At 56.1% G+C, this 26,943-nt stretch carries 28 protein-coding genes; 13 read left to right on the top strand and 15 right to left on the bottom strand.

Translation table 11 applies throughout. The features are described 5' to 3' along the window. Positions 1-2: 2 nt before the first annotated feature. Genes ACG74X_RS19325 through ACG74X_RS19315 form a run of 3 tightly spaced genes read right to left on the bottom strand, consistent with a single transcriptional unit; the run spans position 3 to position 2,732 of the window. Positions 3-1,076, bottom strand: a complete 1,074-nt coding sequence (locus tag ACG74X_RS19325) for a ParB N-terminal domain-containing protein (protein WP_411236970.1) — start codon at positions 1,074-1,076, stop codon at positions 3-5. Continuing rightward, on the bottom strand, positions 1,073-2,395 hold the full coding sequence (locus ACG74X_RS19320; protein ID WP_411236969.1) for an AAA family ATPase: 1,323 nt from the start codon (positions 2,393-2,395) through the stop codon (positions 1,073-1,075). The genes ACG74X_RS19325 and ACG74X_RS19320 overlap by 4 nt, the downstream gene beginning before the upstream one ends. A 13-nt stretch (positions 2,396-2,408) precedes the next feature. Next, complete coding sequence (locus ACG74X_RS19315; protein ID WP_411236968.1) at positions 2,409-2,732, bottom strand: hypothetical protein; 324 nt, start codon at positions 2,730-2,732, stop codon at positions 2,409-2,411. 21 nt (positions 2,733-2,753) lie between these two features. On the opposite strand from ACG74X_RS19315, the gene ACG74X_RS19310 reads away from it, so the two are divergent. Both ACG74X_RS19310 and ACG74X_RS19305 read left to right on the top strand, forming a co-directional pair. Then, on the top strand, positions 2,754-3,461 hold the full coding sequence (locus tag ACG74X_RS19310; RefSeq protein ID WP_411236967.1) for a DnaA N-terminal domain-containing protein: 708 nt from the start codon (positions 2,754-2,756) through the stop codon (positions 3,459-3,461). A gap of 92 nt (positions 3,462-3,553) precedes the next feature. Next, the gene (locus tag ACG74X_RS19305; RefSeq protein ID WP_411236966.1) at positions 3,554-4,699 is read left to right on the top strand and encodes an AI-2E family transporter; all 1,146 of its coding nucleotides are present in this window, start codon (positions 3,554-3,556) and stop codon (positions 4,697-4,699) included. A gap of 27 nt (positions 4,700-4,726) precedes the next feature. On the opposite strand, the gene ACG74X_RS19300 is transcribed toward ACG74X_RS19305, so the two are convergent. From ACG74X_RS19300 to ACG74X_RS19270, 7 genes are all read right to left on the bottom strand, one after another. Next, the gene (locus ACG74X_RS19300; RefSeq protein ID WP_411236965.1) at positions 4,727-5,737 is read right to left on the bottom strand and encodes an ABC transporter ATP-binding protein; all 1,011 of its coding nucleotides are present in this window, start codon (positions 5,735-5,737) and stop codon (positions 4,727-4,729) included. Then, on the bottom strand, positions 5,734-6,696 hold the full coding sequence (locus ACG74X_RS19295) for an oligopeptide/dipeptide ABC transporter ATP-binding protein (RefSeq protein ID WP_411236964.1): 963 nt from the start codon (positions 6,694-6,696) through the stop codon (positions 5,734-5,736). Before ACG74X_RS19295 ends, ACG74X_RS19300 begins: the two co-directional genes overlap by 4 nt. Further along, positions 6,696-7,610, bottom strand: coding sequence for an ABC transporter permease subunit (locus tag ACG74X_RS19290; RefSeq protein WP_411236982.1), 915 nt, complete (start codon positions 7,608-7,610; stop codon positions 6,696-6,698). Before ACG74X_RS19290 ends, ACG74X_RS19295 begins: the two co-directional genes overlap by 1 nt. After that, positions 7,610-8,533 (bottom strand): oligopeptide ABC transporter permease OppB, encoded by a 924-nt coding sequence (gene oppB, locus ACG74X_RS19285; RefSeq protein WP_411236963.1) that lies wholly within the window; start codon positions 8,531-8,533, stop codon positions 7,610-7,612. The genes ACG74X_RS19290 and oppB overlap by 1 nt, the downstream gene beginning before the upstream one ends. 78 nt (positions 8,534-8,611) lie before the next feature. Next, positions 8,612-10,222, bottom strand: a complete 1,611-nt coding sequence (locus tag ACG74X_RS19280) for a peptide ABC transporter substrate-binding protein (protein ID WP_411236962.1) — start codon at positions 10,220-10,222, stop codon at positions 8,612-8,614. 207 nt (positions 10,223-10,429) lie between these two features. Then, positions 10,430-10,819 (bottom strand): PAS domain-containing protein, encoded by a 390-nt coding sequence (locus ACG74X_RS19275; RefSeq protein ID WP_411236961.1) that lies wholly within the window; start codon positions 10,817-10,819, stop codon positions 10,430-10,432. A 3-nt stretch (positions 10,820-10,822) separates the two neighbouring features. Further along, entirely contained in the window at positions 10,823-11,269 is a 447-nt protein-coding gene (locus ACG74X_RS19270; protein WP_411236960.1) for a helix-turn-helix transcriptional regulator, read from the bottom strand. Between ACG74X_RS19270 and ACG74X_RS19265 the strand changes: the two genes are divergently transcribed. The 11 genes from ACG74X_RS19265 to ACG74X_RS19215 all read left to right on the top strand — a co-directional run bounded on the left by ACG74X_RS19265 (position 11,238) and on the right by ACG74X_RS19215 (position 23,760). Then, positions 11,238-11,480 (top strand): hypothetical protein, encoded by a 243-nt coding sequence (locus ACG74X_RS19265; RefSeq protein WP_411236959.1) that lies wholly within the window; start codon positions 11,238-11,240, stop codon positions 11,478-11,480. The genes ACG74X_RS19270 and ACG74X_RS19265 overlap by 32 nt on opposite strands. Before the next feature lie 163 nt (positions 11,481-11,643). After that, positions 11,644-12,558 (top strand): serine/threonine protein kinase, encoded by a 915-nt coding sequence (locus tag ACG74X_RS19260; protein ID WP_411236958.1) that lies wholly within the window; start codon positions 11,644-11,646, stop codon positions 12,556-12,558. A gap of 56 nt (positions 12,559-12,614) precedes the next feature. Further along, entirely contained in the window at positions 12,615-14,210 is a 1,596-nt protein-coding gene (locus tag ACG74X_RS19255; RefSeq protein WP_411236957.1) for a substrate-binding domain-containing protein, read from the top strand. A 583-nt stretch (positions 14,211-14,793) separates the two neighbouring features. Then, positions 14,794-15,951, top strand: coding sequence for a serine/threonine-protein kinase (locus ACG74X_RS19250; protein WP_411236956.1), 1,158 nt, complete (start codon positions 14,794-14,796; stop codon positions 15,949-15,951). Positions 15,952-16,019: 68 nt separating this feature from the next. Next, complete coding sequence (locus ACG74X_RS19245; protein ID WP_411236955.1) at positions 16,020-16,850, top strand: FHA domain-containing protein; 831 nt, start codon at positions 16,020-16,022, stop codon at positions 16,848-16,850. After that, a complete protein-coding gene (locus ACG74X_RS19240; protein WP_411236954.1) occupies positions 16,834-17,826 on the top strand; it encodes a PP2C family protein-serine/threonine phosphatase in 993 nt (330 codons plus the stop codon). Before ACG74X_RS19245 ends, ACG74X_RS19240 begins: the two co-directional genes overlap by 17 nt. After that, positions 17,826-19,157: a hypothetical protein gene (locus ACG74X_RS19235; RefSeq protein ID WP_411236953.1), complete on the top strand. Its 1,332-nt coding sequence runs from the start codon at positions 17,826-17,828 to the stop codon at positions 19,155-19,157. The genes ACG74X_RS19240 and ACG74X_RS19235 overlap by 1 nt, the downstream gene beginning before the upstream one ends. Before the next feature lie 104 nt (positions 19,158-19,261). Beyond that, entirely contained in the window at positions 19,262-21,403 is a 2,142-nt protein-coding gene (locus ACG74X_RS19230) for a dynamin family protein (protein WP_411236952.1), read from the top strand. Between the two features lie 36 nt (positions 21,404-21,439). Further along, entirely contained in the window at positions 21,440-22,543 is a 1,104-nt protein-coding gene (locus tag ACG74X_RS19225; RefSeq protein WP_411236951.1) for a dynamin family protein, read from the top strand. 93 nt (positions 22,544-22,636) lie between these two features. Further along, the gene (locus ACG74X_RS19220) at positions 22,637-22,969 is read left to right on the top strand and encodes a hypothetical protein (protein WP_411236950.1); all 333 of its coding nucleotides are present in this window, start codon (positions 22,637-22,639) and stop codon (positions 22,967-22,969) included. Between the two features lie 5 nt (positions 22,970-22,974). Beyond that, positions 22,975-23,760, top strand: coding sequence for a hypothetical protein (locus ACG74X_RS19215; protein ID WP_411236949.1), 786 nt, complete (start codon positions 22,975-22,977; stop codon positions 23,758-23,760). 128 nt (positions 23,761-23,888) lie between these two features. Here the strand turns inward: ACG74X_RS19215 and ACG74X_RS19210 are convergent, their stop codons facing one another. From ACG74X_RS19210 to ACG74X_RS19190, 5 genes are all read right to left on the bottom strand, one after another. Further along, the gene (locus tag ACG74X_RS19210) at positions 23,889-24,302 is read right to left on the bottom strand and encodes a BLUF domain-containing protein (protein WP_411236948.1); all 414 of its coding nucleotides are present in this window, start codon (positions 24,300-24,302) and stop codon (positions 23,889-23,891) included. A 33-nt stretch (positions 24,303-24,335) separates the two neighbouring features. Next, entirely contained in the window at positions 24,336-24,800 is a 465-nt protein-coding gene (locus ACG74X_RS19205) for a hypothetical protein (RefSeq protein WP_411236947.1), read from the bottom strand. 15 nt (positions 24,801-24,815) lie between these two features. Then, a complete protein-coding gene (locus ACG74X_RS19200) occupies positions 24,816-25,547 on the bottom strand; it encodes a hypothetical protein (RefSeq protein ID WP_411236946.1) in 732 nt (243 codons plus the stop codon). Beyond that, positions 25,547-25,759: a hypothetical protein gene (locus tag ACG74X_RS19195; RefSeq protein WP_411236944.1), complete on the bottom strand. Its 213-nt coding sequence runs from the start codon at positions 25,757-25,759 to the stop codon at positions 25,547-25,549. The genes ACG74X_RS19200 and ACG74X_RS19195 overlap by 1 nt, the downstream gene beginning before the upstream one ends. 196 nt (positions 25,760-25,955) lie before the next feature. Continuing rightward, positions 25,956-26,939 carry a PP2C family protein-serine/threonine phosphatase gene (locus ACG74X_RS19190; RefSeq protein ID WP_411236942.1) on the bottom strand — a complete coding sequence of 328 codons (984 nt, stop codon included), beginning with the start codon at positions 26,937-26,939 and terminating at the stop codon, positions 25,956-25,958. Between the last annotated feature and the right edge of the window lie 4 nt (positions 26,940-26,943).

Below are 26,943 nucleotides of genomic sequence, written 5' to 3'. Positions count from 1 at the left end.
GTCTACTCAAGGCTGCGCACACGCGGCTGTGCCGTCAACGCCTCTTCGAACGCGGCAACAGCACGCTCTAGGGCGCTTTTCGGGATGGTGGCAAAATCCCGGTCACTGACGATCCGACACTCCCCATCCCGCGCGGTGACTTTGGTCTTTCCGACATAGAATTCAAACTTCTGACGCGGCGGCTTTTCAGCGCTTTCCGACGTGGCCAATGCTTTTGACTCTTTCACAAAAGCGGACAGCAAATCATTCTGCGCGTCCGGCGTCGTCACGGCTTCCAGCTTGATCCGAAGCGCCTCCACCGCCGCTTTGTTGGTGATCGCCCGAGACACTTCGACACCAAGGTTACGGGAAATCGCTTTGGGAAACTTCAGGCTGTCCCCCAAAACCATCATCATAAAGACAAAGCCTTTGATATAGCTGCGCTTGGTTTTGTGCAGCGACCCATACAAGCGATTGACCAGTTCATTCGGGTCCGGCTCACCCACGGCTTTGTCCAGCGACGCGGTGATCGCAACTTGCGCCATCTCTGCAAAAGACAGGTCTTCGCGCACCACGTTCTCTTCGACCATGTCAATGTAGCGCGAAATGCGGTCCTCGGCAGTTCGCTCGACGCGCGCGACCACCTCGGCAAAGGCATCATCACCGGTTTCACCCAGCAATTGGCGCAGCGCGGTCAGGCGGCGCCATCCCTTTTTAAGCTGAAACGCGCCATCTGCGCCGACATAAACCTCGATCGGCTCTTTCTGTCCGCGTTCTCGGATCGAGGATTTAAGCTCCTCCATCTCGTCCGATTGGGCGATCACCTCAAGCTGCAAACGATCACGGGGCAGATCATCGGTCTGGATGTCACCCACGGGTAACCGTTCAAGCACCAGCCCGTCTTCCTGAGCCGCGCGAAACGCTTTGGCATCCTCCGCATTGCGGCGGCGCTGTTCCACCTTGGCTTCGGTCGCCTCTTGTAGATTTTCTGCCGTGTCGCGCACCGCAGCCCCCATCGGGCCCGGCGATCTTTCCCGCCGGGCCGGCGTCGGGGCAGTGTCCAAGGGCGCAAATCCGAATTTGTTTTTGCTGCTCATTCCGCGGCCTCCTTCGTTGCCTTGTTCTGGGCATTGTTGTTGGTCCAGGCTTTCAGAACGGTGTCGAGGAATTCATCATAAGCGCGATCAAAACTCTGCCGCGCGCGCTTCCACGTCTCACGCGTCATCTGCCTGTAATCCTGTTCATAGACCGACATCTGAAACCGCCCCGATTGTTCAACCGCGCGGGTCATTTCAATCGGATGATTGCACACATCCGACCCGAACACGTTGCGAAACGCGTCCATCATGGCGGCATGTAGCGGATTGGTGGCTTCAAAGCGGGTCATCAGCAAACGGATGTCGGCAAATTGTTTCGGAAGCGTTATCGCGGCGTCCGCAGCCAGTTGCGTGAACCCGTCCGAAATATCGGCCATCGCATCGCCCAGCTGACCCAGATAGCTGGTTGTGCTGTCATATTCCCAATAGCCGGGACCAGAGGGCACATACAGAATATCAGCCGCAAATGCCGCGTTTAGAGACTGATATCCAATCGCTGGCGGACAGTCGAAAATGATGATGTCATATTGATCATCCGGCAATTCATCAAGATACCGCGCCATGCACCCAAAGAACGACCACGCCTTGTGCAACGACCGGTATTGCGCCGATGCGAATTCGACAAAGGCCGCATTGGCGCAGCTTGGGATGATGTCGATGGTCGGCCAGCAGGTGCGTTGGATAAAGTCCTGAAACCGCTGGGCACCGATGGATTGTACGTCTTCCGGAAGTTCGGCCGAGGACGGGTAGGGGCATTCATCCGGGTCATCATAGCTGTCCATGATCCGGTCTGCCTCGCGACACAGATCCCGGCACATGATCCCCCAAACCGTGTTCCATTCCTTCACCTCGGTCAGCCCCATGGAATGGGTCAGCGTCGCCTGCGGGTCGAAATCGACACAAAGCACGCGATACCCGTCCAAAGCGGCGGCATTTGCGAGGTGCTGGGCGACGACGGTTTTGCCGACACCACCTTTGAAATTCGACACCGCGACCCGCATTGCCCGACCGCTGGGCCGTTTCGGGCTAAGCGATTTCCCACGGAACCGCATCCGGCGCCGCAGCTCGTTGATTTCCGTCAGCGAAAACCAGCGCTGTCGCCCGTCGGCTTCGGTTTCGCCCTGGGGCAGAGACGGGTCTTCGGACAGCTTCTTGCGCAGCGTGTCCGCAGGTACGTTGAACATGAACTGGGAAATCTCCCAGATCGAAAAGGGGCGGAGGGTTTTGACCTCGCCTGGGCTAAAGGTGGCGCGGCGCACGGCGGCCTGCTGTGCCAGGCTGCGTTCGTTCATTGCCAATAGGTCTGAGTGATCCCGCATGATCTGCCTCTTGTTATTTGCTTATATTCCGTGAATAACGCGATTTCAGTTTTTGCGCAAAAGTAAAACACGGATTCCCGAAAAATCGGAAAATTCCGGCAAAAGGCTGCAAATCTGGGTCTTTAAAGTCATATTCAGTGACATCGTGCGTCACCAAAAACGGCGTTTGGGTGACATGCAGGGGCGAATTGGGTGACACTCTGGCTGTCACACTACACCATTTGACCTTATCCTTTTTTGGATTTTCAAATGAAGGCCCAAGTCGTGTTTTTTCCTCGTCATTGACAAAATACGGGAAAACATGTGTTGATTGTTTCAAAGAAGAATCGCTGAGCACAGTGATCGCATGAGGCAAGAGATGAGCAGAGTTTTTCCTGCAGCGCGACCCGTGACAGGGCCGACCGCTGCCGTCATGAAATACGATATTCTATCAGCGATTGGGTTGATAGGCATTCACGGGTCAAACCGCGATCAGGTTTCGATGCCGCGTTTGGCCTTGTTAGTGACGGCACGGTACAATTGGCGGCGCAATGAGGTGAGCATGGGACAGGCCGAGATGGCGCGGCTTTGGGGCGTGTCGGACAGGACCGCCAAGCGTGAGGTGAAGTTCTGGGTTGAGCAAAAGCTGTTGATTTGTGTCCGGGCAGGGGTCCGGGGCAGGGTGGCGTCCTATCGTCTGAACCTCAGCCGCATTATTGAGATGTCAGAGCCGTTTTGGGCCGCAATAGGGTCTGATTTTTCAAAAAGGATGGCCGCAGAAGAAATTCCTGAGCCGCAAGATCAGAAGGTTGTGCCTTTGCGCGTCAGGCACGCGGTGCCAAGTGAGCCAGACATCTCTGACCCATGGAGTGCGGTGAAGCGATCCTTGAACGCATCGCATCCGGAGGTCTATTCCAGTTGGCTTGCCGATCTTGACTATGACTGGTCCGGTCCTGGAACGGTACACGTTACGGCACCAAGCCGCTTTATCGCATCTTATGTGGATGGGCATTATATGGACGTGATCGAAGCGGCGCTGCGGCTGGAAGTGCCTGATTTTCGACAGGTCTCGATTTCGACATCATAGACGGTGTGTCACAAAGTGGGGTTTCCGCTTGGGGCGCGCTATTGTAGCGTGCATACGTTCTGTTATGATTCACTCGGACCAGCCGCCATACAATGCCGAAAAAAACTGATCCTGATCAGGACGCGTTTCTTACCGTCAGCAAACTTCAAAGTTGGTTTCTTGGAATCATTGCCTTTGCGGTGATCTTGTTTCTTCTGGTGCAGGCAAAGTTCCTTTTGATCTCATTGGCCATCGCGATCATGTTGTTTTCGTTGACGTCTGATGCGATTGGCTATTTTCAGCAGCTCAGGATCGGCAGCGCCAAGGTTTCGATCTGGATCGCGTCAACGCTGGCGGTTCTCCTGATTGCGACGATCCTCATTATGGCGTCGGCCATTTTGCTGACCCAGGCCAACACTGTCGTTCTGACCATTCTGCAATATGCCGATCCCGCGCAACGGGCGGTGGCCGAGCTGTTTAGCTGGATGGGTGAAGATGTTGAAACCTCGGTTCTGGAGTGGCTGCAGGGCATCCGGTTTGGCCCGTATCTGACGTCATTGGCAGGGCAGGCTGGGAATATTGCATCCGGTGCTGTTCTGGTGACCCTGTTTGTGGGCTTTATGTTTCTGGAAAGGATCTGGTTTTCCACCAAACTGACCAGCCTGATGGGAGACAAGGAAAGTGCGGTGCGGGTGCAGATGATCATTTCGTCGATCATCCACCGGGTGAACCGCTATCTTGTGGTGAAAGCCGTGATCAGCGTTTTGACCGGGGGCATGGTGTATGGTGCCATGACCCTGTTCGATCTGGAGCTTGCGTTTGCCATGGGGGTTTTGACCTTCGTCTTGAACTTTATCCCCAATGTCGGGTCGATTATTGCAACCTTTATCGTGGCGCTGGTCAGCTATGTGCAAACCGGAGACACGGTTATCGGTGTATCGCTTTTCTTTATCGTCGGGTTCCTTCAATTCGTTGTTGGACAGGTGCTTGACCCTGTTCTGCTTGGCCGGACGCTGCGGCTTTCATCATTTGGGATTATCGCGTCGCTTGCCTTTTGGGCGGCGGTCTGGGGCATTGTGGGGATGTTTCTGGCGGTTCCCATCATGGTGTCGATCATGATTGTGTGTTCCCACATCAAGGAATTGCGGCCCATTGCCATTTTGCTGTCCCGAGACGGGCTGCCCGATCACGAGCCTGTGGGGGACACAACCGTCATTCCCGCTATGGCGCGGCTGAAGTCGTCAGATCCAGCTGAATAGGCTCTATTGGCCGTGTAGTGCCTGTTTCTAGGCCGTTTCTGCCTCTATTGGCGCGTCGTTGTGAAACGGGCAGGCAACATGGTGCTGGGGGGCCTCTTCGATCAGAGCGGGGCGTTTTTCAGCGCAGGCAGGCCGCGCGATAGGGCAGCGGGTGCGAAACACGCAGCCAGACGGAGGATCAAGCGGCGAGGGGAGTTCGCCCTCGAGCGCGGTGCGTGTGCGGGCGCGTTCGCGCACCGGGTCCGGCACGGGGATCGAGGCAATCAGCGCTTTGGTGTAGGGATGGCGGGGGGCCGCGATCAGATCTTCGGCGGGGGCGGTCTCGACCAGACGGCCCAGATAGACCACCGCGATGCGGGTCGAGACGTGGCGCACTACGCTTAAATCATGGGCGATAAACAGCATCGACAGCCCCATGTCGCGCTGCAGATCGGCCAACAGATTGACCACCTGCGCCTGCACCGACACGTCAAGCGCCGAAACAGGTTCATCGCAAATCAGCAATTCGGGTTCCGTGACCAAGGCCCGCGCGATGCCGATACGCTGGCATTGTCCGCCCGAGAATTCATGCGGATACCGGTTGACCAGAGACGGCAAAAGACCCACCCGCTCCAGCATCGCGCCGACGCGGTTTCGACGCTCTGTTGTCGAAAGGTCAGGCATGTGGGTCAAAAGCGGCTCTGCCACGATTTGCCCCACGGTCATGCGCGGGTTCAGCGCGGCAAGCGGGTCTTGAAACACCATTTGCACATGGCGGCCCAGTTTGCGCCGGGCAGAGGCGTCAAGCCCGGTGATCGGCTTGCCCTTCCATGTCACTTGACCTGCGGTGACCGGCACTGTGCCGATGATTGCGCGGGCCAGGGTGGATTTGCCTGAACCGCTTTCCCCGACAAGACCCAGGGTTTCGCCCCGGTCCAGCGTCAGGTCGACCTGTGACACCGCTTGCAGGCCCTTAGGCTTGGTCCAGGGCCAGGCGGCGCGGGGCATGATGGGAAAGGTCACATCCAGCCCCTGAACAGAGAGCAACGGCGTTGTCATGACACCTCCTGTGGTGGGGCGTGACAGGCGCGGACGCGGCCCGGTGCGAATTCGACCAGCGGTGGCATGGTCGCGCAGGCGTCATGCGCCAGAGGGCACCGTGGGGCAAACGGGCAGCCGCCTGTCAATTGCGTCAGGTCCGGGGGATCGCCGGGGATTGTTGGCAAAATCTCCTGTGCCACATCCAGCCGGGGCACCGCTGCCAGCAGACCGGCGGTATAGGGATGGAGTGGATCGGCAAAAAGCGCATCCGTGGGTGCGGCTTCCATCACCTGACCGCCATACATCACCAAAGTGCGGTCGCAACTGCCCGCGACGATGGCCAGATCATGGGTAATCAGGATCATCGCGGTGCCGAATTCCAGACGAATGTCCTCGAGCAGATCCATGATCTGGGCCTGAACAGTGACATCGAGCGCGGTGGTCGGCTCGTCCGCGATCAGCAGTTGCGGGCGACACAGCAACGCCATGGCGATCATGATGCGCTGTCGCATGCCGCCGGAAAATTCGTGCGGATACATCGAAAGCCGCCCCTGCGCGTCAGGAATGCGCACCGCTTCAAGCATTTTGGCGCTTTCGATCAGCGCGTCGCGTTTGGATATGTCGTGGTGCAGGGTCAGCACTTCGGCCATCTGGTCGCCCACCCGCAGATACGGGTTGAGCGAGGTCATCGGATCTTGAAAAATCATCGCCATACGCTTGGCTCGCAGACGATTCAGTTTGCTTTCGGGCAGGCCCAGCACCTCTTCGCCCTCAAGCCGGACAGAGCCGCGCGCCGAGCCGTTGCGCGCCAGAAGGCCCAATATGGCAAAGGCCAGCTGCGTCTTGCCGGACCCGCTTTCTCCGACAATGGCAAGCGTTTCGCCCTTGTCGAGCCGCAAGGACATGCCATTGACCGCGCGCACCGTGCCGTCGGGGGTGTCAAAGGCGACATTCAGATCGGAAACATCAAGCAGCATTAGCGGTCTTTCGGATCAAGGGCGTCACGCAACCCGTCGCCCACGAAGAAAAACGCAAAGAGCCCGGCCACGAAGAACCCGAGAGGGAAGAGCAATTGCCAGATCGTGCCATTGCGCATCTCTGACGCGCCTTCGTTGATCAGCGCGCCCCAGGACGTCAGCGGTTCCTGAACGCCCAATCCAAGGAACGAGATGAAGGATTCGTAGATGATCATCGAAGGCACCAAAAGAGTGGCATAAACGATGATCACGCCCAGCAGGTTGGGCACGATATGGCGCAGGATGATGCGGAAGGGATGCACACCGGTGGCGATGGCCGCCTCGACAAATTCCTTGCCTTTGAGGGCCAGAGTCTGCCCCCGCGCGATGCGCGCCATGTCGAGCCAGGAAATCAGGCCGATGCCAATGAACAGCATCAGGATCGAGCGTCCGAACACCACCAGCAGCAGGATCAGCACAAACATGTAAGGGATCGACATCAGCACATCGACGATACGCATCATGGTGCCATCGACACGACCGCCGAAATACCCGGCAATTGCACCGTACAGCGTGCCGAAGAATACCGCGATCAGCGCGCCGACCAGGCCCACCATCAGCGAAATCTGTGTGCCCTGGGCGGTGCGGGCAAAAAGATCGCGGCCCAGTTGATCGGTGCCGAACCAATGCCCGCTTGCCAGCGACGGGCGGCCCAATTCTTCGACCTGGCCCAGCACGGCCCAGTCGATTTCCTCGTAATCCCAGGGGGCGATGATTGGTCCGATCGTGGCAAACGCCGCAATCAGCGCGAGCACGATCAACCCGGCCACGGCGGCACGGTTGCGAAAGAACCGTGCGCGGGCGTCAGACCACAGGCTGCGCCCCTTCGGAGCATGCGCCAGATGCGACGCATCGGTGAGCGTAGCGCCCCGCATCAGTAGCGGATCTTCGGGTCGATCCACGCATAGGCGATATCGACAAGCAGGTTGAACAGAATGGTCAAAGCTCCCAATAGGACGGTGATGCCCATCATCACGCCGTAATCGCGCGCCAGGGCCGAGGCGACAAAGAACTGCCCGATGCCGCCGGTGGAAAAGTAGATGTCGATCACCACCGATCCGGTGATCATTCCCACAAAGGCCGGTCCCAGATACGAGATCACGGGCAATAACGCTGGTTTAAGCGCGTGGCGCAGCATGATCGTGCGCTGGGACAATCCTTTGGCGCGGGCGGTTCTGATAAAGTTGGAGGACAGCACTTCGAGCATGGAGGCGCGGGCGATCCGCGCGATGGAGGCCATGAAAGAGGTGCCCAGGGCGATGACCGGCAAGACAACAAATTGCCATTGACCTCCTTGCCAGCCGCCTCCGGGCAGCCAGCCAAGCCAAAGTGTGAAAATCAGAACAAGGATCGGCGCGAGAACGAAATTCGGCAGCGCTTGCGCGCCGACCGAGATGCCGACGGCGAGGTAGTCCAGCCATGAGTTTTGTTTGAGTGCGGCCACAATGCCCAGCAGGCCGCCGACCAGCGTTGCCAGAACAAAGGCCCAAAGCCCGTAGGTCAGGGTGACGGGAAAGCCTTGTGCGATCAGATCGTTCACATCCTGATCGCGGTACACAAAGCTTGGCCCGAAATCGAACCGCGTCACGATATTGGTGATGTAGGTCCAGATCTGAACGATAAACGGCTGATCCAGGCCGTATTCCCGTTCGAGATTGGCCAACACCGCCGGCGGGACACCACGTTCGGTTGCAAAAGGCGATCCGGGGGCCGCGTACATCAGCACGAAGGTCAGCACCACAAGAAGCAGGAGCACTGGAATGGCGACCAGAAGGCGACGGATGATGAAAGCGGTCATAGGGGGGCTGTGCCACAGTTGGTTTTACGTGTCATTCCCGGGCGTGACCCGGGGATGACAGTGTTTTGGGATCAGATGTTACTCAGCCGCAGCGCGGTAGATGTCTTGAACGTACCAGTTGTTTTCCACGTTGTTCATCGGCCAGTTACGGATCTGTGGGTCGAGCATGAAATTCTGCGTGTAGTGGTAGATCGGAATGATCCCCATGTCATCGGCAAGGATCTGTTCAACCTTTGTGTAGGCTTCGTTTGGATCGGCCATCTGGCGGGATTCGCGCATCAGCTTGTCCACTTCTGGGTTGGAATATTTGCCGTCATTCGATCCATGTGTCGTTGTCACCAGATCAAGAAAAGTCGATGCTTCGTTGTAATCGCCGCACCAGGCAGAGCGCGCCACATCGAAATTTTGTTCGCCGCGAATGTCGATATAGGATTGCCATTCGTAATTCGACAGCACCGCATTCACGCCCAGCGGTTTCCACATCTGGCTGATCACCGTGGCGATGGCCTTGTGGTTGTCGGAGGTGTTGTAGATCAGATCAAGTTCGATCGGGTTGTCGGGACCGTAGCCGGCTTCTTCCATCAGGGCCTTGGCCTGCTGCATTCTTTCGCCGTACGGAATGTCGGCATAGTAAATGTCAGGCATTTCGAACCCGGCGGTTGCTTCATGGGTGAAGTTATAGGCCGGAGACTGCCCGCCCTTGAGCACCTGATTGACAATCACTTCGCGATTGACCGCATAGGACATTGCCTTGCGCACCTTGACGTCTTGCAACGCTTCGTGGCCGCTATCGGTGAAGTTGAACGCATAATAATAGCTGCACAGGCGTGGGGTTGAATGGGCCTCGTCCGGGTAATCCGCCTTGAGCTGCGGATAAGTGCCTGCGGGCAGGTCATCCATCATGTCAAATTCACCGGCCTGATAGCGGGTCAGGGATTGATTGCGGTCGTTGACGACAAAAAACTGAACCTCTTCGATCACCACGTCATCGGCATTGTAGTAATTCGGGTTTTTGACCAGAGTGGCCACTTCGTTCACCGACACATCCTTGAGCATATAGGCCCCGTTGCCAACAAGATTGCCGGGTCGCGTCCAGTCTTTGCCATGCGCCTCTATGGTTGCCTGATGGGCCGGGAACAGGGTGGAATAGGTGGTCATGGCGGGAAAGAACGGCAGCGGCTGGGTCAGCGTGACCTGCAGAGTGTGTTCGTTCACCGCTTCGACACCCAGCGTGTCCGGATCGGCCTCACCGGCCACGATCTCGGCTGCGTTCTCGATGCTGGTCAGCTCGACATACCAAGCATAGGGCGATGCGGTCGCCGGGTCAGCGGCGCGCTGCCAGGCGTAGACGAAATCCTGTGCGGTGAGCGGATCGCCGTTTGACCAGCGCGCGTCGTCGCGCAGGGTGAATGTCCAGGTTTGGTTGTCGTCGGTTGTCCAGTCGGTTGCGATGGCCGGGATGACGTTGCCATCCGCATCCTGCCGCGTCAGCCCTTCAAAAAGCTGCCGGGCGATATGGTTGCCGATCGTTTCCTCGATCAGCTGCGGGTCAATCGTTTTGAATTGATCCAGCACCGAAACCTTGAAGGTCTGGTCGTCCGCGAGGGTATCGCCGGGCTGGATATCGGCGGCAAAGGCCGTGGTGGTCAAGAATGTTGCAACGGTGGTCAGAAGGGTCAGTCGGGTCATCAAAGATCTCCCTTTATGGTTGCACGTGGCGTGCGCCTCGCGCCGGTCGTTTGCATAAGACTTCTGTGAATAGCCTAACGAAAACGCACCGCTGTTCAATGCGTTCCAGTGCAATATTGCGAAATGCTTTGCATGTGGGGGGGCATGGCCGTTGGCTCACTGTCGTGCCGCACGGGCAACAGGTACACACCGGGCAGGGGGGTGGACTTAGACTGGGCGCTGGATGGTGACGAAATGGGTGACGGTCCCGTTTTCGTCTTTCACCGGACGAAATTCGCATTCGTGAAGAAACGGCGTGCCATCTTTGCGGTAGTTCGTGATTCTGACCGTGCCTGCCGAACCTGTCTTGATCAGTTCGCGGAAATACTCGACGGCCTCGGCTTCGGTGTCCGGGCCTTGTAGGAATGACAGATTGCGCCCCACCGCTTCGCTTGCGCTATAGCCGGTATGGGCTTCGAATTCTTCCGAGGCGTAGATCACGATGTTTCCAGACCCGGCAAGACAGATCACCGCCGAGTTTGATTTGGCTTCTTCACCGAATCCGGTGTCGACATGTTGGTCGATGAAATCATCAAAAGTGTCGTCGTAAGAGCTCATGGGTTACTTCTCGTGGGCTGTGACAATGGCTTCGACAAGTTGAACCAGACGTCGTTTTTCGTTGGCATCCGTCAGGCGAACAAACGAACTGACCAGACGTGCAAGCAAATCGGCTTCTTGTGGCAAGTCTGCATCGGCCTCTTGTTTGGCCGGCGACGGGGCAGGGGGGGCGGCCGGGATCGGCGCGGGGTCGGCGACGTCAGTGGAGGGGGCATCCACCGGAAGGATCGAATTGACGTGAACGCCATAGAAATCGGCCAGTGCGATCACATAGGTCAGGTTGCATTTGCTCTGAGCGTCTTCGTATTTCTGGTATTGTTGCGGGCTGACATTGATCGTCCGGGCAACCTCGGCCTGGGTCAGACCGCGCGCGGTGCGCAATTCGCGTAGGCGGCGGCCAAGAAAGCCATAGACGTCGATGGATACGACATTTTGCTGTGCTTGCGCCATTGCGACTCCGTTTGTTGCGGCGTTTGCCGCGCATTCGGCGGCGGTGATTTTTAATATGCGATCCTTCGGCTCGGAAATGAAGAGTTTTGCGCGTTCGCGCATGTTCGGCCGTAAATACGGTTGCGATGCGGTGTTTTTTTACAACGTGACCCAAGGTAAAGAGCTGATTTATCAGAAAAAACAATTTTTCCGGACGGCTTCCAAAATCTGAGAGTGGGTTGTCAAGTGCTTGATAATAATAGTCAAATTTTCACGTCTCATGAAATGCGGCAGGTATAAGGCTTGCGCGCCCTTAAGGTTGACGAATTATCTCCTGAATTTGCCTCAATTTCTCAGAATAAGAGAATCAAATCTCTGATTGTGAGGAAATGATCATGTCTATAGCGTTGATGGAACGGCCCGTCATTGAAACTGCAAGCGAGGTTCTGGAACCCGGTTGCCTTTTGCATGATGGATATTACGCGATTACAGAGCTGCTCAGCTGGAGCAGTTTTGGTATCACGTATCTGGCCGCGGATCGGAATGGTCGTGCTGTCATCATCAAGGAATGTTACCCAAGCGCATTTTGCGAGCGTCACGGTCTAAACGTTGTGCCACGCGATAGCGCTGCTGCTCCGGTTTTGGAAGCGACGCTGTACCTGTTTCTTCAGGACGCCCGGTCGCTTGCGAAACTGCAGCATCCCAATATCGCCTGCGTCGAACGGGTGTTCGAGGAAAACGCAACGGCTTATATCGTGGTCGAGTTCATTGACGGGTTGGACCTGCTTGAGATTATCGAACACAGCTGGCCGCAACTGAGCGCCGACAATGTGCGCGACCTGCTGAACAAAACACTGGATGCGCTGGACAAGGTACATAGCGCGGGATTGTTGCACCGCGATATTTCGCCCGAGAATATCATTGTCACAGGTGCCAATGAACCGGTGTTGATCGACTTTGGCGCGACGCTCAAAACGCTGGCGCGCCGGGCTGGTTCACGGTCAGAGTTGCCGATTTCCAAGAGCAGCTATGCACCGCATGAGTTTTTCGTGTCGGGCAGCAAGCAGGACACAACCGGCGATTTCTATGCTCTGGCCGCCAGCTTTTATCATCTTATCACCGGGGTGATGCCCGTCGATGGGCAGGCCCGCCTGTCTGCCCATCTTGCGGGCAAGCCAGACCCGTACATCCCGCTCAGCCACCTGACCGATGATTTCGATATGGCGTTCTGCAATGCGCTGGATTGTGCCTTGTCCATTCTTCCCAAAGACCGCGTCCGGTCTGCCGAAGAGTGGCAGCGCAACCTCTGATCTTTTCCCGAATACTGACGATTTTGCGCCGATCGCGCACCTGAATGGAGTTCACGATGTCAAACCTACTGTCCCGCCTGAAACGCTCGGCCCTGACTGCATCACTTGTCGCTTCGGCGTCGTTGTTGCCACATGCGGCAAATGCAGGTGATGTCGTCTTGAAATCCGCTGATGGCAATGTCGATCTGAAAGGCGAATTCGTAGACTTTACCGGCACGGAATACGTGATCCGCACCGCACTTGGCGATTTGCGTGTGGCAGCGGCGCGTGTGCGCTGCGAAGGGGCGGCCTGCCCGACATTTGATACCGACGCTGCCGATTTGAAATTTGTCGGCTCTGACGCGATTGGCGACGGCTTGATGCCGCTGTTGTTGTCCGGATACGCCGCCCATCTTGATGCCGAGGCCGCCATTGTCAAAGCTCCGCAGGGCGAACAGATCCTGGCAAATTTTGTCAGCGAGTCCGGTTTTGGTGATAAGATCGGAAGCTACCTTGTGAGCCCGTCCTCTACAGATGATGCGTTTGAGGGCCTCATGACAGGTGAGGCACATATCGGCATGGCGTCGCGTCGCATTCTGCCGGAGGAAGCACGCGCCCTGAAACAAGCGGGTGCGGGCAACATGATTGACCCAAACCAGGAACATATCCTGGCGGTGGACAGCATCGTGATCATTACACATCCGTCCAACCCCGTGTCCGAGATCACGCTTGGCCAAATGCGTGATATCTATGCCGGGCGCATTTCGAACTGGCGCGAGCTGGGCGGTGATGACCTGCCCATTCAGGTGGTCAGCCGCGCCAAAGACACCGGCGCGCGCACAACGTTCGAGGCGTCGATCTTTGGCAGTGCCCGTGTCACCAATACTGCGTCAGAGATCATTGCAGACAGCAACACAGACATGGCCGCTTTGGTAAATGCAGACCCGGCTGCGATTGGTTTTGTGCCCTATGCGTACCAGCGTGGTGCAAAGGCGATGAACCTTGTCAACGCCTGTGGCATCGTTCACCAACCTGATGCGTTTTCGGCCAAAACCGAGGAATACCCGCTGAAACGGCGCCTGTATCTCTACAACCGCGCCGATCTGGACAATGCGCTGGCGGACGATTTTCTTGAGTTCGCGTTGTCCGAGGATGCGGACAGCGTGATCGCCAAGGCCGGGTTCATTGATCTTGGCATCACCCGCCGCCCGCAGGACATGGATGGCCAACGCGCGCGGATGCTGCTTGAGGCGAAAACGGACGCCTATGAAGAAGGCGTGATGCGCGAGATGTTGGATCAGATGGCCGGCTATGACCGTTTGTCCACGACGTTCCGCTTTCGATCCGGGTCGTCGCGGCTTGATGAGCGGGCCGTGATCGATATGGAACGTCTTGTCGATTATCTTGCCGATCAGCCCGAGGGCACGAATATCACGCTGGTGGGGTTCACCGACAATGTTGGCCCCTTTGACAGCAATCGCGAGTTGTCAGAAAAACGCGCAGCGCGGGTTGCGGATACCCTGCGCGACACCGGGGGCGACGCAATTGCCCATGTTGAAATTGCCACCGCCGGGTTCGGAGAAGTGGCCGCGACCTCTTGTAATGTGACGCAGCAGGGTCAATCCATCAATCGCCGGGTCGAGGTGTGGATCGAAGCCGCCAATCAAAGCTAAGGCTTACACGGGTCGGCACCTCGTGTTGGTGCTGAACCGTGCGGTTTTCGATAACTGCTTTCAAACTTGATATGAACATGACTGAATAAGTCAATCCCGCCGAATAGGCGGGATTTCGTTTTGCGTGAGAGAATTCTGATAAACCAAGTTACAGTTTTTAGATAAGCAATATCATAACCGGTGATATAGACTGCTAAATTATTAACTCTGGGAAACACATTTTTGCCATCGTTTAATCGCGCCGTTTCGTTTCGCTACATCTGCACAATTGCCGGTTTTGATTTTACAACATAAATGCAAGAATGTTGAACGAGGGCTCGTTTATAAGTTGGCCAAACATTCAGAAAAAATATGTATTTAGAGCAACTTGGCTAAACCGTGTGTGTGAGTCGATCTTTGCGTGCTTTGCGTTCTGAAAGTTAACACAAGGTTACTGCACATCACCTTTTTTTATTTCGAAAATTTCTGTGACTTCGCAGAAACACCTGAACAATGACACGGTTTTGTCCAGTTTCAAATCTAGAAAAATCTAAAGCGTGCAGATCGCACGACAGCCCAAAAGAACTTTGGAACGAGATTGAAAATGGCCGATGCACCGCAAATAGAAGATGATAGCCAAGAGCATTATCTTGATGAGCTGGCCCCCGGAACCGAATTGCTTCAGGGACAATACAAGATCCTGAAATACCTGAATTCCGGTGGATTTGGGATCACGTATCTTGCCTCTGACAGCCTTGATCGCAAAGTTGTCATCAAAGAATGTTTCCCGTCGTCCTTTTGTGACAGAACGCGAAACACGGTGCGTGCGCGGTCAAAGTCGCAATCACAGGAATTGCGGTCGGTTGTGCAGCTGTTCGTGCAAGAGGCGCGCCGGCTTGCAAAACTGGAACACCCCAACATCGTGGGTGTTCATCAGGTGTTCGAAGACAATGAAACCGCCTATATGGTGCTTGATTTCGTCGAAGGCCGCGACCTTCTTGATACAATCGAGGAGGCGACCCACAGCCTGACCGCCGAGCAGATTGTCCATCTTTTGAAAGAGACCTTGCAGGCTGTGCAATATGTGCATGACAAGGACATCCTGCATCGTGACATTTCCCCTGACAATATTCTGCTTGATGCAAACCTGCGGCCGGTGCTTATTGATTTCGGGTCTGCGCGGGAAGAGGCAACAAAAAAGAGCCGTGTGTTGTCAGCGATGCGCGTTGTCAAAGACGGCTATTCTCCGCAGGAATTTTACGTCCAGGGCAGCCAGCAATCGCCTTCCAGCGATTTGTATGCCCTTGGTGCCACGTTCTATCATCTGATCAGCGGTGATATTCCGCCCAATAGCCAAACCCGGCTGGCGGCTATCGCGGCAGGGGAAAAAGACCCGTTTGTCCCGCTTATTGGTCGCGTCAAAGGGTATGACGGCAACGTCCTTGCCGCCATCGACAAGGCGCTGGCGATACTTCCTCAAGATCGTCTGCAATCGGCAAAACAATGGCTTGAGATGATGGAAGGCACCCGAACGGCAGCGCAGGTGGTGTCCCAGATTGTCCCGCCACGATCTTCCCCCAATGCCAAAGCGAAACCTGCCAAGCGTCGTCTTCTTGTCCCGCTTATGGCGGCGGCCGCGGCTGTGGTTGCGTTGATTGTGGTGGGCGGATTGGCGGGTTCGGGGATCACACCCTCCGAAAGCGAGATCAGCGACGCATCGGACCTCCAGACCCGCACGCCCAGCTCCAACCAAGACTTGTAGCGCGTCCTCCTGTTTTAGGCACCAGGTGCGCCACCTCCCGTGATGCAAGCGAAACGAAAGGCAGAAAAATGAAATTTATCAGAGACATCATGTCCCGCAAATCAAAAGAACCCGAGGCTGTTTCCGACGATGTTCCGGCCTTTGAAAAGGTGATCGGGTTTGGCGAAGATGCAGCGCAGTCGTCTTTCGATGATGACCCATCGGTCAAACGCACAGCCAAGATCAAGGTGGTTGATGAACTGACTTCGCTGGGGTCCGAAGAGCAAGGGCCAAATGACGAACAATCCGACGCAATTCTGGAAAAGGCGCGGGCGATCATGGCGCAAGAGGCTTCGGAAACAGCGGTGAACATTTGGGATATCGAAGACGAAAACGACACAGACTCTGCCGAGGCCCCTGCGGCCCAGCCGATCCGCCGTCGCCGGAACGCAACGCGCGTTCTGAGCTTTGATGGCGGTGCTGCTGATATTGTTCCGATGTTTGACGCTGCACCGCCCACCAAACCAGCGGAACGCACAAAGTTTCCGGTTGGCTGGATTTTGGTTGCCGATGGGCCGGGCCGGGGCGAGTGTTTCACGCTTGAACCCGGCATGTCCCAGATCGGACGCGGTGATGATCAGGCGATCCAGCTTGATTTTGGCGATAATTCAATTTCTCGCACCAATCATGCGGCCATTGTGTACGACACCGAAACTCATGCTTTCATGCTGGGCCATGGTGGCAAAAAGAACATTGTCCGCCTGAACGGCAGCCCCGTTATCTCGAACGAGACGCTCAAAGCGGGTGACAAGATCAAGATCGGTGAGACCGAGCTGCATTTCGTGCCGTTGTGCACAGAAGAGTTCAACTGGGCTGATACCGATAACCCAGAGGAGAGCGATGATGTGGCGATCGCCTAAACCCAGATTTGATGTGGCGTCCGCGATCTGCCAAGGCGGCCGCGACTATCAGGAAGACGCTATTGTCACAGATTTCCCGTTCGGAACAGACACCGGTGTCGTCGTCCTTGCCGATGGCATGGGCGGCCACGCGGCCGGTGATGTTGCGTCCAAATTGATCGTGACAGAGGTCTATAGCGAACTGAAATTCCAAAGTGCGAATTTCGTTCAGAAGGAACGCCATATCCCCGACCTGATGACCAAGGTCGCGGCAGAGGCGAACACTTCGGTGCGCGAATATATCCGGTACAATCCCAAAACCCGTGGCATGGGCGCGACGCTTGTTTCGCTTGTTTTGGTCGAAAACCGGATGTTCTGGTTGTCGATCGGTGACAGCCCGCTTTACCACCTGCGCGGCGGCAAGTTGCAGCAATTGAATGAAGATCATTCAATGGCCCCGCAGATTGATTTCATGGCCAGACAAGGATTGATTGACGAAGAAGCGGCGAAAAACCATCCGGACCGCAATTGTCTGACCTCTGTGTTGATTGGTGAAAAAGTGACGCGGACGGATTGCCCGCGCACGCCTTTTGAACTGAAGGTCGGCGATATTGTTGTCGTCTCCAGCGACGGGCTGCAATACCTGGAAGATTCCAAGATCCAGAAAATTCTTCAGAAATACCGCCGACGCAGCAGTGCCGAGATCGCGGGATATCTGCTTGAGGCGATTGAGGCGCTTGCCGATCCTGATCAGGACAATGTGTCTTTGGCGGTGATCAAGCTGAATCACAACACCCCGATGGAGCGGACGATCGCGCCCAAGCCGATTGATGTGGTGGCCGACCAAAGCGGAAAGGTCACGCGCGTGGTCAATCTTGATGCGGCCAAACCCGCCGAGGACGTGGCAGCTTCGGCCGCCGGGCAACCGGCCCTTGCGGCGACGGACGCGGCAGGCGGCGGGGCTCAGGCCTTCAAAATGGTTGTAGGAGGCAAGTAATGTCGTCTCGGGATGTTGTGCAGGAAAGCCAGGACAATCTGATCCAGGCGCTGGACTCGGGTGTCTTGTCCGATGCGCTTGCCGCGCAGGGGCGGGAAATTCTTGCCAATATGCAGCAGGTGCTGCGCCTGTCGGTTCTTGGCCTTCCCGATGCCGGTAAATCCACATTGATGAACCTGCTTCTGGGCAAAAATGTCATCCCGGATGGTCTGTATCTGCCGACCTTGTCCTTTCAGTACGGCGAGACCCCGCAAGCAAAATGCACGATGCCCAATGGTGATATCGAAGTTCTGGACGATATTGATCTGAACGCCATCGCCAAGCGTCAGCCTGTCTTTGTTGACCTGTCACTGCCTTTGCCCGCGCTTCGGAAACTTTCGATGATGGAGGTGGTTGTCGGGAGCGATCTTGCCGAACAACAACGGGCCGTGAAATGGGCGACCAAGCGGACGGATATCGCGCTTTGGTGTACCCAGTATTGTGATCCGGTTGAAGAAACGCTTTGGACTTTGCTGCCCGACCATTTGTTGGATCATTCCTTTCTCATGCTCACCAAGACCGATGAGCTTGCCGCGAACGGGACCTTGTCTGAATATTCTGATCGTGCGCAGACGCTTGGCAGCGAGACATTTTATAAAACCCTTCCGATTGATACATTGGCAGCGGTCAATGCGCGGCACGCCGATGGCACAGTGGACAAGCAGGCGTTGCGCGCATCAGGTGGCATGGCGCTTATTTCGGCCATTTTGCGAGAGGTCGAGATCGGACAACGCGCCGCGGCTGACGCGGCTGACATCTTTCTGCGGCAAATTGATTTTGATCCCGAAACCTGGGCCCCGGCCAAGGATATCGCACCAAACCTCCCTGCGCAGGATGCCACAGAAGACACCGCCGCGCCGCCAGAAACCGCGCCAAAGACGGTTCCATCCGAGGCCGCGCCGACAGATCCAGACGAGAGCCAAACGGCAGATCCCGATCTGGTCGCAGGGGCCGCGCCGACCCTGAGCGTTGCGGCACGCGCCGCCTGCACACAGGTGGTGGATCAACTGATCGCAGAAGGCAACGCGCTGGCGCATCAACTGGAAAACGACGAGATCAACCAGGCAACGGTTGTCGATGTATCGGTCGATACCGTGACCTGGATTGCAGATTATCTGGCCGAGGCCAGCTCTGAAAACGATCCGGTTTTGGAGCATACCTGCGACATGGCAAACGATGCGGCAGACCTTGTTCAGCTGATCAAGCTTGAGAAGGGCGATACCGTCGCGCTGGATGCGCTGAGCCTGATGATCCAACTGAAACACGAGATACAAGCCGAACTGGCCGCCTGAACACCATCAATGAAACAGTATCCCATTGCTGACACGATCAGCACGACACCGGGCGGCATCTGCGTTGCGCAGGGTTCTGAGCCAATAACAAAAAGGAGGACAGCATGAGAGCGGAATGCATTCGCGTCGAGGCCAGCGAGCCCGTGACAGCCGACCTTTCTACCACACGCACAGGTCTTGAGCGTGATTTTTCGCAGATCGGGATGGAGCCGCTGCAATCCGTGAAAGACGATCTTTTCGATGTGCAACACTCTATCGAGGATCTCAAAAGCTTTGGCGGGCCCGAGGTTGCCAAGAAGGCCGAGAAACTCATCAAGTCACTTACCGAATTCAAGCCGTCCATCACCATGATCGGCCAGATCAAGTCGGGCAAAACGTCATTGGTGAACACGATGGTCGGGATGCCTGACCTGCTGCCCGCGGATGTGAACCCCTGGACGTCTGTTGTGACATCGCTGCATGTGAACACGCCGCAACGAGATGGTGCGCCAAAGGCATCATTCCAGTTTTTCGATCAGGATGAATGGGATCATCTGGTTGAAAAGGGTGGCCGCCTTGGCGAGCTGTCCAGCCGCGCGGGAGCCGATGAGGAAAACCAGAAAGTGCGCCAGCAGGTTCTGGAAATGCGCGAAAAATCCAAAGCCAGACTGGGCCGCAAATTTGAACTATTGCTGGGGCAGACCCACGATTTCAAATATTTCGATGATGCGCTTTTACAGAGATATGTCTGTATGGGCGATGATTTCGGCGATGCCGATCTGCAGGATTTGCAAGGCCAGTTTGCCGATATTACCAAATCGGCCGACCTGTATCTGGACGCGCCGGCCATTCCGTTGCCGTTGTGCATTCGCGACACGCCGGGCGTGAATGATACGTTCATGATGCGCGAACAGGTGACAATCAACGCGCTGCGTGGCAGCCGGATTTGCGTTGTCGTCCTGTCTGCGACGCAGGCGCTGAATTCGGTTGATCTGGGACTGATCAGGCTGATTTCGAACGTGACATCGCGGGAGGTGATCATTTTTGTGAACCGGATCGACGAATTGGCAAATCCGGCAACGGAATTGCAGGAAATCGAAAGCTCGATCCAGCGCACATTGGAAGAACATAACGGCCCCAAAGACCTCAAGATTATCTTTGGCTCTGCCTATTGGGGCAACATGGCCATTCAGGATCTGATAGACCAGATCGTTCCGGACAGCGCAAATGCCTTGGCCAATTATGCCCAGGGCATCGGAACGCCTCATAAGGCGTTAAACGCCGCCGGGATCTGGGAATTGTCCGGCATTCCAAGGCTTTTTGAGGAGATCGGAGAACGGATTGCCGCTGGCGAAGGTCAAGAGATGCTGAGCGCCATGCGGCGCCGCGCTCTGAACCATTTGCAAGGGCTTCAGGCCTCCAGCTCTGTTGTATCCCTGCGTCTGGACGATGCCGAGCTGGACATGATGGACACCGAGACCCTGCGCGAAACGCTGCGCCAGAACGAGGCGCGGTTGGTGGCAGAGCTGGACAGCAAGCTTGACGCGTTGTTCCACAGCTATGAACAAAGGGTCGATCAGGCCCATAAACGGTTCCTCGATCGCGCAGTCGACTCGCTTTTGGATCATCTAGAACGCAAGGGCCCAAGCGAATTGTGGCAGTATTCACCCGATGGCCTGCGGGTATTGTTGCGGTCCAGCTACCACATGCTCAGCAGAAAGGCCGAGAAGGCGACCAAGGATATTTTTCTGGCGGGTGCGTCTTCGATCACCGAGACATATCAGAACATGCTGTCAGCGACGGTGGACGGTTTCCGGATCACTCCGCCGCAACCCCCGTCCTTCCCGCCGCCTGCCACGCTCGGGCAAACCATCGCGCTTGATATGCAGGGATCGTGGTGGTCGGGCTGGTGGCAGCGCCGCAAGGGCTACCGGTCTTATGCTGATGAGTTTTACAAGCTGATCGAGGCGGAAACCGCGCCGATGATCAATGACATGAAGGTCACGCAAACCGAGGACATCCGCAAGATTGCGATTGCCGAACTAATTGATTTTCTGTCCGAGCAATGCGGGATTCTCACAGATGTCAGCCAGAAATCACATATCTCTCTGGACGAATTGAACGGCCTTTTCGGCATCACCGAACAGCAAGAGCGCGATGCACTTTTCGACATTCTGTTCGAGGAGTTTGCAGTCGATGATCCCGAGCCGGAAGACGAACCAGAGGGCCGCCCGACACGGCCCGCCCGCCCGACACGGCCAACCTAAAACCGTCCTGAACACGAATGACCCCGGAGACCAGGAATGACCACGCAGAACCGTAAACCCCGTATCGCTTTGATGGGCGAATTCAGCTCAGGCAAAAGCACCCTGTCCAACCTGCTTTTGGGCGCGCGTCCGTTGCCGGAAAAGGTGACCGCGACCCGCCTGTCTCCGGTGTGGATGTCGGCAGGCACGGCTGCGCCGTATCGTGTTGACGTGGACGGCCATGAAGAGCCGATTTCGATTGAAGATCTTGATGGTATTCCGGTCGAAGAAACGCGGGTGATCCGGCTTTTCTTTAAAACCGAGGTGCTGGAACTTTGCGATCTGATTGATTTTCCCGGAATTTCGGACCCGAATATGTCGTCAGATGTCTGGCAGCGGATGCTCGACGAGGTCGACGCGGTGGTCTGGTGTACCCATGCCACGCAAGCCTGGCGCCAATCCGAGGCGTCCGTCTGGGAGACAATTCCTGCAGAAGTGCGCGCGCGGTCCATTCTGCTTGTTACGAAATTTGACAAACTTACAACAGAACGGGACGGTCGCCGCGTTTTGGCGCGACTTGCCAAGGAAACCGACGGGCTGTTTGCCGCAACCTTCCCGGTGTCGCTGACAGCGGCCCTGGCGGCAGAAGATGATTACGCGGCGTTCGACGCCAGCGGCGGCTTGGATTTCTTGCAGTATTTCCTGAAAATGGTCGAAGACCTGACCGACACTGTTGCAACAACCGAAAAAACGTTGTTCGCAACACATCAGACGGTCAAACCGCCAGCTGCCAAAGTCGAAGCATCGCAGCCAACGGACCGATTGGAACTGCCGTCACAAGACGCGCCTGTGTCCGTTGCGGCCGTAGCTTCGCCTGCGCCTGAACCGCAGCCCGAACTCAAGAACGAAACGCCATCTGCATTTGACGCCGCGCAAACAGCGGAACCTGACAATTCGGTCAGCCCCGAACGGGTTATTCCGCGGCGGGTCAAACCAAAGAATGTAGGTGCCCGCCAACCACGCCCGCGCATCCGCGCAGAAGCCAGCACCATGTCTGCCTCAGAGCTGGCCGCATTGACCACCTCCAGAGTGCCGATGTCGAACAGCGGGCCGAAACTGCGGTCGATCTTTCAAGAGGGCCAATCGAATTCCCAGGACTAGGACCGCACGCATGCCTTGAGACAGTGATAGGACTTTCGCTGTCCCGACGTTTGGCTTACTTAGGACGCGGGGCAAAAACGAGGTGTGCGCGCGATGGTTCGACAGGCATTGGATGCCGTTTGTGAGACGTTTGAAGGCTGCGAGACGCTTGCATATGCAGATCTGTCTACCCAGCTTGTTCTGGCAACAAATGGAAACAACACTCAGGCCCAGGATGGCCTGAACGCGCTGTGCGAAGAAGCTGCGCTCATGCTGGATGGCGGGCATATCGGGATTGTCGGCACCCAGACCGGGTTTCGCCTGTTTCTCAGGGATTTTGACGAACCCAATGATGGCCTGATCTGCCTTTGCACGCTTCAGACCGATATGGACGGTCTTTTGCCGGCGGCCAGGAAATGTCTTTCGCAGATTGCTTCTGGAGGGTAGGGCGCATGGACGAAAAAGACCCACTTGCCCGCAAATTGGCGGCGCTCACATCCGACGACACCTTTGACGGAAAAGCGCTTCATTTGGGGCGCGCCGGGGCGTCTGACAGCATGACGCTGCTGCTTCAGGCGATTGATGACACGATGCTAGAGCGGGATGCGCTATTTTCGGTTGGCAACAGCTCTGCAACCCTGCGGATCAGCGGCAAGCGTGTGCAAATGCTGGTCGCGGCAACCGATGATCTGACTGCTCCGGCAGAGCTGATTGGGGCTCCCATCGATGCCGAAAAACCGCAGGCCATGGCGCAGCTGGGATCGGTTCTGAACACGCTGCTGTCCCGTGAAGGCACACTGACCGTCGAGCGGCAGCGCGTGTCAGGGGCTGGAACCGGATTGGGTTCCGGGGTGAGTATCCGAACGCTAAAAGCCAATTGGAGCTCAGAACAGGTGCAGGATGACAAAGATCCGATGACAGAGTTTCTGGATCGGGTGACGCCGCTTGCCATAACCATGATCGCGTTGAAAGAGTGGGAAATCGACAGCGTGACCGGTGATCCCGAAGCCATTGGCAATCTGGAAGCTATTCTGGATTCGGGATGGAAAGCGTTTGATCACGCCCATGGCCCGTTTCTGTCCGAGGATCAGTCAGCCCATATGCGTCTGCTTGACCAGTGGGGCGCTGACGGGCAATCGACGCTTGTTGCGGTGATCGGGGATCGGCAGTGCCTTGCCTTGGTACGCACCGAAGACGCGGCGCAAATCCTGACCGCCTGGCAATCTGCGCTTCGCTGATACCTGCAGCACAAAACGCCTTGGTTCAAAGCGCGGTCTGGAGTGTGACATTCGACATGCAAAAACCCGACGCGTCTGAGGGAAAGAACGCGCCGGGCTTTTTGTGTCGAAGCACTTGGGATTGGCGATCAGGCCAATTCGCTGGACACGTCTTGCAAGAAGTCCAACAGGCTGTCGACGCTGATCGCTTCCGGGTTCACCGTGTTGCTTGGGAAATACCGCAGGAAGATTTCGCGGGTTTCATCGCCCATCCCTTCGTGCAGACCCATTGACCAGGTCGGGAAGATCCGTTCGCGGACATCGTGGCAGGACATCAGAATGATGTTCACGTGGCGCGGATCGGATGCAATCCGGTGGTAAATGCCACTGACTTCGGCGCGACCGCCTTCAAGCACCTGCAGGAAGTGATTGCCATTGTAGTGCAGAATACCGGTCACGTTCATCGCGGCATTGTTGCGCTTACACACTTCAAGAAGTTCCGACATATCGATCGTGATCGAAGGGTTACGCTGGCTGTAGTAGACAAGACGAGTGAGGTTCATTGTTTTGCTCCGGTCAATTTTCTAAAGTTTGGGTCAGGCGGTTTGTGAAACGGGTTCGACAAGCTTGGGTGTCGGACGCCGGGTTTTCTGATGGGCGCGGGACGCTTCGCGGCGGCGTTTCTGCCGTTCGCGCTCGATCAACAATTCGGCGCGGCGCAGTTCGCCTTTGGCCTGCTGGGCCCGGCGGTTGGCCAAAAGAAGTTCTGCTTGATACAGATCTTCGATTTCGCCACGTACCTTGTTTTTGGACTGCTGCGCGATAAGGAATGTGGCAACAACCAGTAGGGCAAAGGCCGCAAGCAACGCGGTGTCTGGCACGGGCAAGTCCACCATCATGGCTTTCGACAACAGGTCGCCGCCCATAACCGACCCGGTAGAGACCAATTCGGCCCCTTTCGCCTGTGCGACACCGGCCCATACCGCGGCATTGTCGGTTAAATTCGTCCACCCCGTATTGAGTGTGCTCAAGACTGTATCAAGATCCGGCAATGATTCCATTGGATTAGCCTCCTTTTAGTCGATCAGAAATTCGACGGGCAGACCATCATCGCTATAGGCAACCACCTGGGCGTCCTGCGAAACACTGTCCACGATTTTCAGGTTAAGAGCCGCATCGTCGCGGTCCCACTCCACGCGCAAGCTGGCAAAGCCAGACGCTGCCAGCTCGATATCGCCATCAAGCTGCATGCGCGCCATGTCGCAATCCAGGGTCGCCTGGGCCATGACACGAATGCTGTCACGCTTTGTGTCCCAGTCGGTGCTGACATTTGCCACACCGTGAAGCGCGTTCAAGCGATCCTCGATGCGCGCCACACAAGGGGCAAGACCAGCCGGGGGCGTATAGCTTATCGCCTGGGCGGTGATAGGTTCCGCCACCTCCGGCTGGATCAGAGCCTCCATGTCGGGGGCAGACAGGTCAACCGCGGCAAGTTCGACATCTGCTGGTGCGTCTTCGACCGCATCGGCGAAAAAAAGCGGCGTGTCTATTGGCGTTGCCACAGGGGGTGCAATAGCCGCGACCATTTCGGCCATCTGTTCGGTTTTTGGAATCCCGGCTTCACCAGGTTGTCCGTAGAAATAGCCAGCACCACCAATTGCAATAGCAGAGGCGACTGTGAGTGTGATCAGAACAGGCGCTCCGCGACCTGTTTCTTCTCCGGCGCGCTTGGCAAGACGCTGAGACCGGGCAAGCGGAACACCCGCACGGTTTGGCGTATTGCCATCGATATAAGGCTTGGCGACCATTACGCCCGCCTTTGGAATTTGAAGAGCACACTGCCATTCGCAGCGGCGACTTTCTTCAATTCAATTCCAAGCCCATTCGCAACATCCGCCAGCATTGCCTCATTATCCGCAAGGGAAACTGGTGATGTGTCGTCTGACAATACCATATCTAATCCAAGCTCTAACACCATCTGCTGGAGAACGCCGGAAAAGCGGTGTGAATAAACAATCATTTACAGGGTCTCTCGCTTTCAATTTCCATTTTTATAAGAATTGCCCGTATAAGGTGACGAAACTAAGACAAAATCCTCATGAAATGTGTTAATTTCCAGAAAATTATAGGAATTTTTGAGAAAACTCATAATCCAAGAAAAAGCCCCCGCGTGGATCACGCAGGGGCTTTGACTGTGCTGGTTGTGGTTTTCGGCTTTATCCGAAAAACGCCTCGTTCAGCAGATCAGAGGCTTCCTCGATATCTTCGTCAGTGGTTTTTTTGGAAATACTACTTTGCGACTTTTGCGTAGTACCTTTTTGCGCAGTTCTGGATTTCTCCGAAATTGCACCGTCATTTTCCACTTTCAACGCAATAACGGAAATATTGTCCTGTTCCGGGTGTTCAACATTCAACGCAGTTTCCAACAGGCCTTTTGAGATATCTGCTGCGGAAGCTGTTTCAAAATGTTCGATACAGTCACAAATATCCGCGTCTGACAGCGTTTGAAGTCCATCGCTTGCCATAACCAGAATATCGCCTGCCTTAAGCCTGGTCGGTGTATCGGGGCAATCCAGATATTTGTATTCAGCCCCGCAGATCGCCGAAAGCAATTGATTGCGCTGCGGATGATTAAGCGCCTGCTCTTCATCCAGCATGCCGGTGGCCACCATGGCATCGATACTGGGGGCCATGGAATGATCCGCGTTCAGCCGCTCCAGATTTCCATCGCGGTACAGATACAGCAGTGAATCACCGACCGAGGCCCAATAAAGATCCGGCCCCACGGTCATACAGGCGACAAGCGTCGTACCCATTCCGCGGGTTTCGGGTGCATTTGACAGATAATCGGCCAATGCCGTGTTCGCCCGATGAACCGAGCTGCGCAGTGACTCTGTGACATCTTCGGTCTGCGCACGGCACAGGATGGAGCGGGTTTTGAGTTCAGCAAACGCCTCTCCGACGGCCAGCGCGCTGGCAATCTCGCCGCCCTGATGGCCACCCATGCCATCCGCCAGAACGGCGATGCCATAATCGTCACCTGCAGGAAAATCGGCGACAAGCGTGTCTTGTTGATAATCCCGCTTGCCGCAATCAAGGGCGCTGCCGACATCAAAGCGGGACATCACCGCTGATGATGTGTCTGACGGTCTGACGGATTTGGTCCACCGTGCAGATGTAAAAGCAAATCGCTTGTTCATAGTG

The organism is Marivita sp. S0852, assembly GCF_046591575.1.
In the GTDB taxonomy this organism is placed as follows: domain Bacteria; phylum Pseudomonadota; class Alphaproteobacteria; order Rhodobacterales; family Rhodobacteraceae; genus Marivita.
This window is presented reverse-complemented; position numbering and strand designations above follow the sequence as displayed.